At 41.5% G+C, this 13554-nt stretch carries 10 protein-coding genes; 3 read left to right on the top strand and 7 right to left on the bottom strand.

Going from position 1 to position 13554, the window contains the following annotated elements:
- Positions 1–764: 764 nt before the first annotated feature.
- The gene (locus ACTRWE_RS18000; protein ID WP_417668169.1) at positions 765–1262 is read right to left on the bottom strand and encodes an REP-associated tyrosine transposase; all 498 of its coding nucleotides are present in this window, start codon (positions 1260–1262) and stop codon (positions 765–767) included.
- 407 nt (positions 1263–1669) lie between these two features.
- Between ACTRWE_RS18000 and ACTRWE_RS17995 the strand changes: the two genes are divergently transcribed.
- Positions 1670–2485 carry an amino acid ABC transporter substrate-binding protein gene (locus ACTRWE_RS17995; protein WP_462880434.1) on the top strand — a complete coding sequence of 272 codons (816 nt, stop codon included), beginning with the start codon at positions 1670–1672 and terminating at the stop codon, positions 2483–2485.
- Here ACTRWE_RS17995 and ACTRWE_RS17990 read toward each other — a convergent pair.
- Positions 2482–3405 (bottom strand): hypothetical protein, encoded by a 924-nt coding sequence (locus tag ACTRWE_RS17990; RefSeq protein WP_462880433.1) that lies wholly within the window; start codon positions 3403–3405, stop codon positions 2482–2484. The two genes, ACTRWE_RS17995 and ACTRWE_RS17990, sit on opposite strands and share 4 nt — an antisense overlap.
- A 509-nt stretch (positions 3406–3914) precedes the next feature.
- On the opposite strand from ACTRWE_RS17990, the gene ACTRWE_RS17985 reads away from it, so the two are divergent.
- Positions 3915–4814, top strand: a complete 900-nt coding sequence (locus tag ACTRWE_RS17985; RefSeq protein WP_350314837.1) for a substrate-binding periplasmic protein — start codon at positions 3915–3917, stop codon at positions 4812–4814.
- Positions 4815–4887: 73 nt separating this feature from the next.
- Here the strand turns inward: ACTRWE_RS17985 and prpF are convergent, their stop codons facing one another.
- The 5 genes from prpF to ACTRWE_RS17960 form a co-directional block, all read right to left on the bottom strand.
- On the bottom strand, positions 4888–6060 hold the full coding sequence (gene prpF, locus ACTRWE_RS17980) for a 2-methylaconitate cis-trans isomerase PrpF (RefSeq protein WP_350314836.1): 1173 nt from the start codon (positions 6058–6060) through the stop codon (positions 4888–4890).
- 11 nt (positions 6061–6071) lie between these two features.
- Complete coding sequence (gene acnD / locus ACTRWE_RS17975; protein ID WP_462880432.1) at positions 6072–8681, bottom strand: Fe/S-dependent 2-methylisocitrate dehydratase AcnD; 2610 nt, start codon at positions 8679–8681, stop codon at positions 6072–6074.
- A gap of 113 nt (positions 8682–8794) precedes the next feature.
- Positions 8795–9922, bottom strand: coding sequence for a bifunctional 2-methylcitrate synthase/citrate synthase (gene prpC / locus ACTRWE_RS17970; protein WP_462880431.1), 1128 nt, complete (start codon positions 9920–9922; stop codon positions 8795–8797).
- 25 nt (positions 9923–9947) lie between these two features.
- The gene (gene prpB / locus ACTRWE_RS17965) at positions 9948–10826 is read right to left on the bottom strand and encodes a methylisocitrate lyase (protein WP_013464731.1); all 879 of its coding nucleotides are present in this window, start codon (positions 10824–10826) and stop codon (positions 9948–9950) included.
- Between the two features lie 70 nt (positions 10827–10896).
- Positions 10897–11610, bottom strand: coding sequence for a GntR family transcriptional regulator (locus tag ACTRWE_RS17960; protein WP_462880430.1), 714 nt, complete (start codon positions 11608–11610; stop codon positions 10897–10899).
- Positions 11611–11874: 264 nt separating this feature from the next.
- Between ACTRWE_RS17960 and rsmF the strand changes: the two genes are divergently transcribed.
- Positions 11875–13314 carry a 16S rRNA (cytosine(1407)-C(5))-methyltransferase RsmF gene (gene rsmF, locus ACTRWE_RS17955; RefSeq protein WP_462880429.1) on the top strand — a complete coding sequence of 480 codons (1440 nt, stop codon included), beginning with the start codon at positions 11875–11877 and terminating at the stop codon, positions 13312–13314.
- Positions 13315–13554 lie beyond the last annotated feature (240 nt).

The raw sequence follows: 13554 nt of genomic DNA, 5'->3' as shown, positions 1-13554 counted from the left end.
TATCTATGGTTTTTTCAAGGGTAATATTTTCTGCGACAATATACTCAAATGTAGACCTGTCTAATAATTCATCGATCTTTTTTAATTTGCCTTCAACATTCTCATCAATCATATTCAGCACCAGAACAATAAGTAGTCATTTTTGACATTTTCATAATGTGCCTAAGTAGTGCCCAGATCAAGCTTTAAATGTTCGTAAAACACTCAAAAACAGATTTTAATATTAACTAAATTTTATCTAAGCTATTGTAATAATATGCAATTCATTATATTTACTGGAGATTATTATTTATAGAAGTAATTAAACTAACGTCTTGACATGGTAGGGGTCGGTGGTTCGAATCCACTCAGTCGTACCAATTCAAAAAAACACCTCAAGAAAAAGCACTACCTACTCTTAATCACCCGCTCCAAGGGTCAATGCTCCAAATCCACTCAGTCGTACCAATTCAAAAAGAACGTAGGTCGGTTAAGTGGCGAAGCCGCGCCACCCGACATTGGTAAAACACCATAAATTAGGTAACATTCCAACACTAAACGCCATCCAACATAAAGCAAAGCCTGAACCGGTAATGACCAATACCAACATCGTCGGATGGCGCCTTCGAATTATCCAACATCGTCGGATGGCGCCTCCGAATTATCAAACATCGTCGGATGGCACCTCCGAATTATCAAACATCGTCGGATGGCGCCTCTGGCTTATCCAACCTACGTTCATTATTGTTAACGTATGTGAAACACCCGACATAAAATATATTATATTATTCCCCACACCAATTACGGCTGTACATTCCTGATGCGACCGCTTTATGAAAGCTTGAATAAGGCCAATCAACCACCCGTTCAACCAAACCATGTTTAAGCGGATTAAAATGAACATAATTTACATGGTGCCAATAATCACGTTCATCAACAATGGTATGCTCCCAAAAACGGCGTTGCCAAATCCCTCGTTCATTTTTATTAATGCGTGCGAGTGATGCATGTTCGTTTTTAGGCAAGCCTTTAGAAAAACGTTTTTTAATTTCTCGCCAACGACCAGAATAATCGCTATCACCTTCGGGTAAAGTTAACACTGCATGCATATGATCAGGCAACACCACCCACGCATCAATATAAAATGGTTTATGCATTTTTACCCAGCGCACAGCCCCACGCAATAAATCAATATGCTCAACCAATAATGACTCTTTACGATCCTGCAAATTAACCGTAAAAAAATACGTTCCTCCCTGTTGATAATTTCGACGATATCTCACAAAAAATCTCCTTATAATAAACGGCTAATACCTCTGGGTTATTCAATACCTTAGGATAACGCCTTTGAATTATCCAACATCGTCGGATGGCGCCTTCGAATTATCCAACATCGTCGGATGACGCCTCCGGCTTATCCAACCTACGTTAATTGTTGGGAACGTAGGTCGGTTAAGTGGCGAAGCCGCGCCACCCGACATTGGGGGAAACACCCGCCATCAAGCAACGCCAACATCAAAAAGCTCCAAAAAAGCGCACACGCTCTAAACCTCCTTAACAAATATTAGGTAACATCCATTTAATCACGTTGCAAAGTCAGAATTTATTGCTTGAAAATTGATACTATGTTAACAAGTAGGCTATCTTATAAGATGAAATATCAGAAAGTATTCTAGGAAAGGATTTACCTGTGAAGTCTGCCGCACTCATTACATTACTATTGCTATTTATTTTTGCTGGGCAAGTTCAAGCTAAAACCCTAGTCAAAGTGGGTGGCTATGAATTTCCTCCTTACATAGAGATTGTTGACGGCCGTGCTTCAGGCCTTACCGTAGAGCTAATTAGCGAACTCAATAAAATACAATCTGACTATCATTTTGAGCTTGTGCTCACCACACCTATTCGGCGCTTTAAAGATTATCAGCAAGGTTTGTTCGATGCGGTATTTTTTGAAGATCCAAACTGGGGGTGGCTACAAGGCAACCATATAATCAGTAGCTCCCCTGTGATAGCAACAGACAGCGAAGTATTTATTGCTTTAAAGCAATTTGCAAAGCCACAAGCTTGGTTTGATAACTTAGACGATAAAGCCCTAATTGGGATTTTAGGCTATCACTATCAGTTAGCAAACTTTGAAAACAATCCCTCAATACTTGAAAACGAATATAAAATGACGTTACTGAGCAGTCATAAAAAAAGTATTGAATTAGTATTAAAAAAACGCAGCGATATGGCGATTGTTACCCGTTCTTACTTAAATCAATACCTCAATAAATACCCAGAAAGTAAAAAAAAGCTGCTTATCTCTGAACGCGTCGCGCAAACCTATAAACATCAGTTATTACTGCGCCCAAACCACACGCTAGATATAAGCACCTTGTATAAATGGGTAAAGCAAGCACTCACGCAAGGCAATATTGCAGCTAGGCTAAAGCAACTTGGGCTTCAACAATCCCCTCTAATTACACCTTTACTACTGACGAGCCAAACAAATATTGCTAATTAATGGCAGTAACTAGAAAACTTACTATTTTCATCATTTGTCGCAAACTCAACCAGCGTCATCAATAAATCACTGTGTTTATGGGTAAAGCCAGTACTAGAAAGGCGTTTTTCTAAATAGGACGTAAAGTTTTTTCGTTGCAGGTGTTGGCTATGTAATTTTATTAACAGCTCTGACTGCTTTTGGTTAATTAACCGCGTCTCGTAAATCGGGTCTTCATCTGGCCAATTTTCTACAGGCGAGCCCTTTTGCTTAAACACAAAATCACTAAGTGAACGCTCGATTTGATTATAATCGTGCTCCCCTAGCAGTTTTTCTATTTCCTTTAATAAGCTTGAGTACAAAACACGCGGGAAAAGCTTGTAAAAATCATGATTTTTAAAGGGCTCTCCTTGTGGAGTTTGCTGCCAATTTTCAAAACTTGCTCGCAAAGCCTGAACTAATATACGTCCTACATAATGGCTTTTTTGGAATGAGACACCTTGCGATTCTAGCCTTGAAAGTACGTGATTTAAACGTTGCTTTAAACTACGTACTTCTAGCTGCAGTTCGCTTTTTTCTGTCTCTAATAATTGTATTTCTTGAGCACTGGTTGTTATTTTTTGCTCTAGTTTATTTATTTTAACTTGCGCGCCATAAAACAAATCACGGGTATCATTAAGCTCAGCCATAACACTGGCATTTTTTAATTTAATACTCGAATTACCCTCAATAGCATAAGTAGTAAGCTGTTTGCTCTGAGAGAGCGCTTTATTTAAAGTACTTTCTAACTTACTCTCAATAACTTGCCCAGACTTACTGCCTTTAAGTAAAGAATGTAAGGTTGAAGAAATATGCTTTTGGTACCAATTTTGGATCTGCTCACACTGCACATCAGATAAATTAGCAAATGGATTATCTTCACTTATTGGCTTGTTAGCCATAAAAATTCCCTCTAGTAAAAAGACTTTTAGTTGTTATGTCGTATTAAAGTGAAATTACTTACCTTTGCATGTTAATAGTTATCGCTTTTTAAGGCTATATTTAATTGTTTTTATACTAGGGTCTGTTGACCTTTGCGGATTACAATTTGTTCAAACTAGGGGCGGTTTAATCGCGGCGCGAGGTTTGTAACCTAGTGGGCTAAGTCAAAACCGAGCAAAGCTTCCGCGTCCTGCTCACGCCCCTTACCTACATCCATGTAGGCAACAAAGAGTAAATCGCCCCTAGGCAGAACCCTTCGGGCAGCGCCTGTTTGGCATTGATGCTGCGTTATCGCCTATTTATGGGGAATAACCACACCACATAGGCTCTGCCTTGCCTAAATACCAAACAGACTGCTGCAAATTTAACCTTGAAAGGTCAACAGACCCTAGAAGAACCTCACTATTTAAGTTGTTTATTCCAAATAACGCACTAAACTTAAAATTAAAGATAAAAATGCATTATCCTTATGAGAATATTTTTAATCGCTGCCTTACTTATTTCACTTTTTACTTACGCAGATCCTGCGCCAGTAACTTACACAGTTAATGATAAAAATATCACCCTTCCTGGCGAAAAATACAAAAGCGGTTACGGTTATAATTTAGAGGCTGATACCGTCCTTCGCTTAGTTACACTTAATTGGCCCCCTTATATAGACGATCACTTATGCAATAAGGGCTGGCTATATCAACTCACAGTAAGCATGTTAGTAAGACGCGGCTATGGTGTACATATAGAGTTTTACCCTTGGGCGCGTGCCGTTCGTGAAGCTGAATTAGGTAAAGCTGATATTTTATTTCCTGAGTATTTTATTAGTGACGATGTAATGTCAGAAAACATTTTAACCAAAACACGTAATCAGTTATTGGCGTTATCTGAGCCCATTCCTGGTGGCGATTTATCATTTGTTGCGCTAAAGGATCATACTATTGACTACGATGGCAGCATTAACTCTGTAAAAAACCGAGTGATGGGCGTCGTTCGTTCATACAAGAATAGTGCTAAACTCGATGAACTTATTGATCAAGGTGAAATAAAAACCATTGTGGCAAACAGTGAATATCAGCTTATTCACTTGCTATTAAACGGTCGTGTTGAGCTTATTGTTGCTGACTTAGAAGTACTTAAAGCCAGCGTTTACAAGTCACTTTTATCAAATAGAGATAAAAAAAGGATGCTAAATGCGCTCGTTGCATTAATGCCAAGCATTGAATACAAAAACCTATATTATTCTGTAACTAAAAGTGCATCACAATGGCAATCTATTTTGGAAGATATAAATACTGAAATTGCGAATATGCATGCAAACAATGAGTTTGATAGCTTTATAAAAAATAAAAAACAACAGTGTTATAACCTTGGATAATTAACGATTTATTTTAAACTACATGGTAACTATAAAGCTGATGCTCTCAAAGCCATCAGCTATTATATAATGTTTAAAAATCAAATGGCGCTCTTACCCAGCCTTCCATTAATACACGTGCGCTGCGGCTCATACTCGCTTTAGTCACTTGCCATTGGCCATTTGTAACAACCGCCTCGGCACCTACTTTAAGTGTGCCCGATGGATGACCAAAGTTAACCTCGTTAATAGCACCGCCACCAGCGGCCAAATTAACTAATGTTCCGTCAATTGCGGCTGCTGTGCCAATAGCGACAGCGGCTGTGCCCATCATCGCATGGTGTAACTTACCCATTGACATTGCACGTACTAACAAATCTATATCGCTTGCATTAACCTGCTTACCACTTGATGATTTGTAATTAAGCGGTGCAGCCACAAACGCCACTTTAGGTGTGTGTTGGCGTGCTTGCGCTTCATTAATAGTACTAATTAGTCCCATTTTTACCGCGCCATAGGCACGAATGGTTTCAAGCTTAGTGAGTGCGGCTTCATCAGCGTTTATATCATCTTGTAGCTCAGTACCGGAATAACCAATATCGCTGGCATTTACAAAAATAGTCGGGATTCCTGCGTTGATCATGGTTGCTTTTAACGTCCCCACACCTGGTACTTCTAAATCATCAACCACATTGCCTGTTGGAAATAGCGCACCATCACCATCAGCAGGGTCAATAAATTCAAGCTTTACTTCAGCGGCAGGAAACGTCACACCATCTAACTCAAAGTCACCGGTTTCTTGTACTTCACCGTTAGTCATAGGTACATGCACTAAAATACTTTTTTTAATGTTCGCCTGCCATACGCGCACAATAGCAATGCCATTATCAGGCACTCTGCTTTTATCAACTAAACCATTGCTGATGGCAAACGCGCCCACGGCAGATGTTAAGTTTCCGCAGTTACCACTCCAATCAACAAACGCTTTATCAATGGCGACTTGCCCAAATAAATAATCAACATCGTGATCGGGCTGCTCACTTTTACTCAAAATAACCGTTTTACTGGTGCTTGAGGTTGCACCGCCCATGCCGTCGGTTTGTTTACCGTATGCATCTGGGCTACCAATAACGCGCAATAATAAGCTATCGCGCGCCTCACCTGCCACTTGGGCAGGTGCAGGTAAATCGGTTAAATTAAAAAACACCCCTTTACTCGTGCCACCACGCATATAGGTCGCAGGCACTTTAATTTGTGGTTTAAACATAACGTGCGTCCTTATGATGCTTGCGTGGCTTCTAAAAAGTCTTGCGCAAAGCGTTGTAACACACCGCCCGCTGCATAAATAGAAAGCTCTTCTTGCGTATCAAGTCGACACTTCATCGGTACGTTTAATACCTCGCCATTTTTACGCGTAATAACAAGCTCTAGGGTTGCGCCTGGTGTTGGTTCACCCTTCACGTCGTAGCTTTCGCTACCATCTAGGTTAAGTGTTTTACGCGTTGTGCCTGGTTTAAATTCAAGCGGCAATACGCCCATACCAATTAAGTTAGTACGGTGAATACGTTCAAACCCTTCGGCTGCAATAACCTGAACACCAGCAAGCCTAACGCCTTTTGCTGCCCAATCGCGCGAAGAGCCTTGACCGTAATCAGCGCCTGCCACAATAATGAGTGGCTGTTTACGCTGCATGTAGGTTTCGATTGCTTCCCACATACGCGTGTTTTCACCCTCTGGCTCTATACGTGCGTACGATCCTTGCTTCACTTCTCCGTTTTCATCTAATACCATTTCGTTCAATAGTTTAGGGTTTGCAAATGTAGCTCGTTGTGCGGTTAAGTGATCGCCTCGGTGCGTTGCGTACGAGTTAAAGTCTTCTTCTGGTACGTTCATTTTAGTTAAGTATTCACCTGCTGCGCTGCTGGCCATAATCGCATTAGAAGGTGATAAATGATCGGTTGTAATGTTATCGCCAAGTACTGCTAACGCGCGCATACCTGTCATACTGCGCTCACCTGCCAAAGCCCCTTCCCAATAAGGTGGGCGGCGAATATACGTACTTTCTGGGCGCCAATCGTAAAGTGGGTCGTTATCTTCGCCGTAATCAACAGTTAAGTTAAACATTGGCTCGTATACTTTTCTAAACTGCTCTGGTTTTACGCTTTGTTTGATAACCGCATCTATTTCTTCATCAGATGGCCATAAATCTTTTAAGGTTACATCGTTACCTTGTTGATCTTTACCGAGTATATCTTTTTCTATATCAAAGCGAATGGTGCCCGCAATTGCATAAGCAACTACTAAAGGTGGTGACGCTAAAAACGCTTGCTTTGCATACGGATGAATTCGGCCATCAAAATTTCGGTTACCCGAAAGCACAGCCGTTGCATATAGGTCGCGATCAATCACTTCTTGTTGAATTTTAGGGTCCAACGCACCACTCATACCGTTACAAGTGGTACAGGCAAAACCAACAATACCAAAACCAAGTTGCTCTAGTTCAGTGAGTAAGTTTGCATCTTCAAGGTACGATTGCACTGCTTTAGAGCCCGGTGCCAGGGATGTTTTAACCCACGGTTTACGCATTAAGCCTTTAGCGTTTGCATTTCGCGCTAATAAACCTGCAGCAATTACATTGCGCGGGTTACTGGTATTAGTACAGCTGGTAATAGCGGCGATAATACACGCACCATCGGGCATTAAGCCTTCTTCGTTTTCAACAACGCCCGAAATACCTTCTTTAGCTAAATCGCTGGTAGATACACGACGATGCGGATTTGAAGGCCCTGCAATGTTGCGCCCTACACTTGATAAATCAAACTTAAGTACACGATCGTAATGCGCTGTTTTTAAGCTATCACTCCATAAACCCGCTGTTTTAGCGTAGTTTTCTACCAGGGCAATTTGATCTTCATCACGGCCTGTTAAACGCAAGTAATCAATAGTTTTATCGTCAATGTAGAACATAGCAGCGGTGGCGCCAAATTCTGGGGTCATGTTCGAAATGGTCGCTCTATCACCCAGGGTTAGTGCATCGGCCCCTTCACCGTAAAACTCAAGGTAAGTCGATACCACACGTTGCTCACGTAAAAATTCGGTAATCGCCAGTACAATATCGGTTGCAGTTATGCCAGGCTGGCGTTTACCGGTAAGCTCTACGCCCACTATATCTGGTAAACGAATATATGATGCGCGCCCAAGCATTACGCTTTCGGCTTCAAGGCCACCTACGCCAACAGCAATAACACCTAAAGCATCAACATGTGGGGTATGGCTGTCGGTACCTACTAAGGTATCTGGGAACGCAATGCCATCGCGGTTTTGAATCACCGGCGACATTTTTTCAAGGTTAATTTGATGCATGATGCCATTACCCGGTGGGATCACATCAATATTTTTAAACGCGGTTTTGGTCCAATTTATAAAATGAAAACGGTCATCGTTGCGTCTATCTTCAATGGCGCGGTTTTTTTCAAATGCATCGGGATCAAAACCTGCGTGCTCAACAGCTAATGAATGATCCACAATCAGTTGAGTAGGTACAACCGGATTTACTTTTGCAGGATCGCCGCCTTTTGCAGCGATAGCATCGCGCAGGCCCGCTAAATCAACCAGTGCGGTTTGGCCTAAAATGTCATGACATACAACGCGTGCCGGATACCACGGAAAATCTAAGTCTTGTTTACGCTCAATTATTTGGTTAAGCGCATCGGTTAGCATTTCGGGCTCACAGCGACGCACTAAGTTTTCGGCAAATACACGCGAACTGTAAGGTAGTGTAGCGTATGCGCCTGGCTTAATGGCATCGACGGCGGCTTGGGTATCGTAGTAATCAACATTTGAGCCTGGTAAAGGCTTACGGTATTGGGTGTTATTAATAATGGTCATAATAAATTCGCTAATTTGGTGACGGAGGAGAGTACGCTAAAGCGCTATAATGAGTAATCATCAGCGCTATAAACAATAAAAGGTGAGCTAGGCTCACCTTAAACGCTAACTAATTAGCCTCTTGATTCGATTGGCGTGTAGCTACGCGCATCTGGCCCGGTGTAATCAGCACTTGGGCGAATAATACGGTTATTTGCACGTTGCTCTTTTACATGCGCTGTCCAACCGGTTACACGGCTCATTACAAAGATAGGCGTAAATAACTTAGTAGGAATACCCATAAAGTGGTACGCCGATGCATGGAAAAAATCAGCATTACAGAATAACTTCTTCTCACGCCACATGACTTCTTCACAACGAACAGATACCGGGTAAAGCACCTCATCACCCACTTCTGCGGCTAATTTTTCAGACCACTTTTTAATAATAACGTTACGTGGATCTGACTCGCGGTAAATTGCGTGGCCAAAGCCCATAATTTTATCTTTACGCTCAAGCATCCCCATTAGCGCGTCTTCAGCTTGATCGGCGCTGCTAAAGCCTTCAATCATATCCATGGCGGCTTCGTTGGCACCACCATGCAGTGGACCACGTAAGGTACCAATTGCGCCAGTTACACATGAGTGAATATCAGAAAGCGTTGATGCACACACGCGACCGGTAAAGGTAGAGGCATTAAATTCATGCTCTGCGTACAAAATTAGTGATACATTCATTACTTGTGCAAATAATTCACTTGGCGCTTTATCGTGTAATAGCGTTAAAAAGTGTGCACCTACTGAATCATCATCAGTTTGTGTTTCGATGCGAACACCGTCATGAGTAAAACGATACCAGTAACAAATAATACTTGGGAAAATTGCCACCATACGGTCAATCGCATCGTTTGCTTCGCTAAAGTCATTTTCCATTTCAAGGTTACCTAGCATAGAACACCCTGTGCGCATTACATCCATTGGATGTGCCTCTTTTGGAATGTTCTCAAGCACTGTTTTTAGTGCCTCTGGTAAACCGCGCAAGCTTTTAAGTTTTGCTTTGTACTCTGCCAGTTCGCTTGATGTTGGTAGCTCCCCGCGAGAAAGTAAAAACGACACTTCTTCAAACTGCGCTTTTTCAGCCAGTTCACTAATATCGTAACCACAATAAGTTAAACCTGAGCCTGTTTGCCCTACTGTACATAATGCTGTTTGTCCTGCTACTTGGCCACGTAAGCCTGCGCCACCTAATGCTTTATCTACCATGATGTGTCTCCTGTTGAAATTTTTATTATTTGTCAGATTTTGCTGAAAAAAGGTTATCGAGTGTGTTTTCGTACGAGTGATAATCTAAAAAGTCGTAAAGCTCTGCACGCGTTTGCATGTTTTCAATTTGGCTCTGTTGAGAACCTTCATTCAAAATTGCTGAATACACGTTAAGTGCGGCTTTATTCATTGCTCTAAACGCACTAAGTGGGTAAAGCACCATTTCTACGCCCACATCGCTTAGTTGCTCTTTGGTGTAAATTGGGGTTTGGCCAAACTCAGTAATATTGGCCAAAATAGGCACATTAATCGCCTTAGTAAATGCTTGGTAATCAGCAAGATCATGAACCGCTTCTGCAAAAATCGCATCGGCACCAGCTTCAACACAAGCTGCTGCACGGTCTATCGCCGCATTTAAGCCTTCTTTTTGAAACGCATCGGTACGCGCCATAATGTAAAAATCGCTATCGGTTTTAGCATCAACCGCCGCTTTAATTCGGTCTACCATTTCAGCTTGGGTAACTATTTCTTTATTAGGGCGATGGCCACAACGCTTTTGCGCCACTTGGTCTTCAATATGAAAGCCTGCTGCCCCCGCTTTAGTCATTTCTTTAACGGTACGGGCAATATTAAACGCCCCACCCCAACCTGTGTCGGCATCCACTAACAAAGGTAAATCGCTAGCACCGGTAATACGGCGAATATCTTCAAGCACGTTATCAAGGCTGGTCATCCCTAAATCTGGCATACCAAATGAGGCATTAGCCACACCTGCACCCGATAAATAAATAGCCTGATGGCCCATTTTTTCAGCCATCATCGCGGTGTACGCGTTAATAGTACCTACCACTTGTAACGGGTGGTTATTTGCAATTGCCTGTTTAAATTTTAATCCTGCTGACATTACCTTCTCCTAACTTTGAACGGGGCTGCTCTTTGGCAACTTAGTATTTTTTAATAATGTTACACCTGTACTAGTTAGCCACGTGATTTTGCACGGCTTGTACTGATTGATATCTATCAAATTTTGTTTGTATATTTGCTTGTGATGCACTGATATGGCGCTTCATTAGCATTTCGGCCAGCTCACCATCATGATTTTCTATGGCGTTAATAATGGCTAAATGCTCATCAAACGCTTTCGATACCCGCGGCCCTACCATACCCATTTGTACACGGTACATTCTTATTAACTGGTACAGATCGTGGCATAACAAATGAATTAAGTGCGCGTTTTTACTGCCTTTGATTATTCTGTAATGAAAATCTAAGTCGCCGGCTTCTTGATAGTACGACTCACCTTCTTTAACACGCTGAGTTTGCAAATGCTGATTAAGTAATTGTTTCAAGCCTTGTACTTCATCTGGTTCCATATTGTCGGCAGCTAACCTACATGCAAGTCCCTCAAGGGCACTGCGCACTTGGTAAACCTCAATTAAACGCTCTGCGGTTAATGCCACAACACGGCAACCTATATTGGCTTTGCGCTCAACTAAATAACAACTTTCTAAACGGTTTAATGCCTCTCTAAGGGTTGCACGGCTTACACCATAACGCTTTGCAAGTTCCGGCTCTGATATTTTACTGCCTTGTGCAATACTGCCTTCTACTATCTCGCGGCGCATATCTACAAACACTTTATCGGAAGCGGTTGTAACTGCGGTGTCGTTCAAAAAGTGCTGTGTCATAAAGTTTTTTATATTGTCGACAATTTATGGGTTAACTATGTGCTTATTAACCTACAGTGTCAACCCTGAAAACACTAAAAATGAATAAAAAACCACCACATTGTCGACAGCATTAGCTAAAAGTATAATAAAAAATAGTATTTAAGCCGTTTTACTGAATAAGGTGTCGACACTTTGAAAGGGTTACTCTTTCATTTTTAACACTGAAAAAAATCGTCAAAAATGCTATTATCTGGCTTTAATTTTTATTGTATGAGCCAAATCGTGGACGCTAACACTTATATTCCAGAGCAATTTATAGACGACGTAAAAACTTATCTGCCTGATCACCTTACATTAGATGATTTTTTAAATGCCTGTCGTCGGTCTTTACGTAAGTCTGTTCGCGTTAATACATTAAAAATGAGTGTTGAAGAATTTAAACGCCATGCGGCTCAAAAAAATTGGCAACTCACTACTATTCCATGGTGCGATGAAGGTTTTTGGCTAGAGCGCCCAAAAGATGAAGAGCAAAATTTAGCGCTGGGCAATACCGATTTACATTTAAGTGGCGCAATGTACGTACAAGAGGCAAGCTCAATGTTGCCGCCAATGGCACTAAAGCAAAGCCTTAAAACCAGTAACACAGTACTCGATATGGCCTCGGCACCGGGCTCTAAAACCTCACAACTAGCTGCACTAATGAACAATCAAGGTGTTTTGGTTGCAAATGAGCTGTCGTCATCGCGCTTAAAAGTACTCAGTGCCACGCTAAAGCGAATGGGGGTTGGTAATTGTGCGTTATCGCATTTTGATGGTGTGGTATTTGGCAATTACATGTTTGAGTGCTTTGACAGCATTTTACTTGATGCGCCCTGCTCTGGCGAAGGCACGGTACGTAAAGATAGTGACGCGCTAAAAAATTGGTCTATCGAGTCAAATATTACCATTGCTCAAGTACAAAAAGATCTGATTAAAAGTGCATTTTACGCACTTAAACCCGGTGGCACATTAGTGTATTCAACCTGTACGTTAACCCCACTCGAAAACCAACAAGTATGCAGCGCATTATTAGATGAGTTTGGCGAATATATAAGCCCTGAGTCATTAAGCGACTTATTCCCTGGGGCTGATAAAGCAACCACCACAGAGGGCTACTTACATGTTTGGCCGCAAACATTTGACAGCGAAGGCTTTTTTATTGCCAAATTTAAAAAGCACAGCAGCTGCGAAAACCAAACATTAAAAGTTAAAAAAGGCGCGTTCCCCTTTAGTGACTTTGATACTAAACAAAGTGCTGCGTTTATGAGCTTCCTTAAAAAGCAATTTGGTTTAACGAGTCTGCCAGGTACGTTAAAACAACGCGACAAAGAGCTTTGGCTGTTTCCTGATGAGTTTGAAGCGATACAAAACAAAATTAAATATGCGCGATTAGGGATACAAGTAGGCGTTATTCATAAAAATGGCGTACGCCTAACGCACGAATTTGCCACCGTATTTGGTAAGCAGTGTAAAAGTAATGTACTGGCATTAACCAATGAACAGGCTAACGATTACTTTAATGGTAAAGATATACGCCTAGAAGAGGTAACCAAATCCAGCGGCGAGGTGATCCTAACTTTATGTGGTTGCCCTATTGGCTTAGGGAAATGGCAAAAAAATAAAGTTAAAAACTCTTTACCAAGAGATTTAGTACAAAATACGCAGTTAATAAACTGGGCGTAAACTCTAATAAAGATGTGCATAACAAATGTAACTTGCTGTAATTACAGCAGTATAAAAAACGAACAAAAATGTGTATTTTTAGCACTTTTGACTATACTTAAATAACTTTCTTCTTCTCCCTAAGAATCTGAAAGTGTCTTTAGTTAGCGCAGGGCTCAAATACGAGCCCCTCTATAACCCAGAGTTCTTATAGCTCTGGGTCTTTTTTTGTCTAGGGGAAAGTTAACGGGCTTCGGGGAT

This window comes from Pseudoalteromonas sp. G5_S1_54_S4 (assembly GCF_054968565.1).
The sequence above is the reverse complement of the archived record's forward strand: the minus strand, read 5'-3'. Positions and strand labels throughout refer to the sequence as shown.

Excerpts from the sequence above, each read along its gene's own strand:
- ACTRWE_RS17985 (WP_350314837.1), top strand. The coding sequence starts at position 3,915 with ATGAGAATATTTTTAATCGCTGCCTTACTTATTTCACTTTTTACTTAC.
- acnD (WP_462880432.1), bottom strand. The coding sequence starts at position 8,681 with ATGACCATTATTAATAACACCCAATACCGTAAGCCTTTACCAGGCTCA.
- prpB (WP_013464731.1), bottom strand. The coding sequence starts at position 10,826 with ATGTCAGCAGGATTAAAATTTAAACAGGCAATTGCAAATAACCACCCG.
- prpF (WP_350314836.1), bottom strand. The coding sequence starts at position 6,060 with ATGTTTAAACCACAAATTAAAGTGCCTGCGACCTATATGCGTGGTGGC.
- prpC (WP_462880431.1), bottom strand. The coding sequence starts at position 9,922 with ATGGTAGATAAAGCATTAGGTGGCGCAGGCTTACGTGGCCAAGTAGCA.
- ACTRWE_RS17990 (WP_462880433.1), bottom strand. The coding sequence starts at position 3,405 with ATGGCTAACAAGCCAATAAGTGAAGATAATCCATTTGCTAATTTATCT.
- ACTRWE_RS17960 (WP_462880430.1), bottom strand. The coding sequence starts at position 11,610 with ATGACACAGCACTTTTTGAACGACACCGCAGTTACAACCGCTTCCGAT.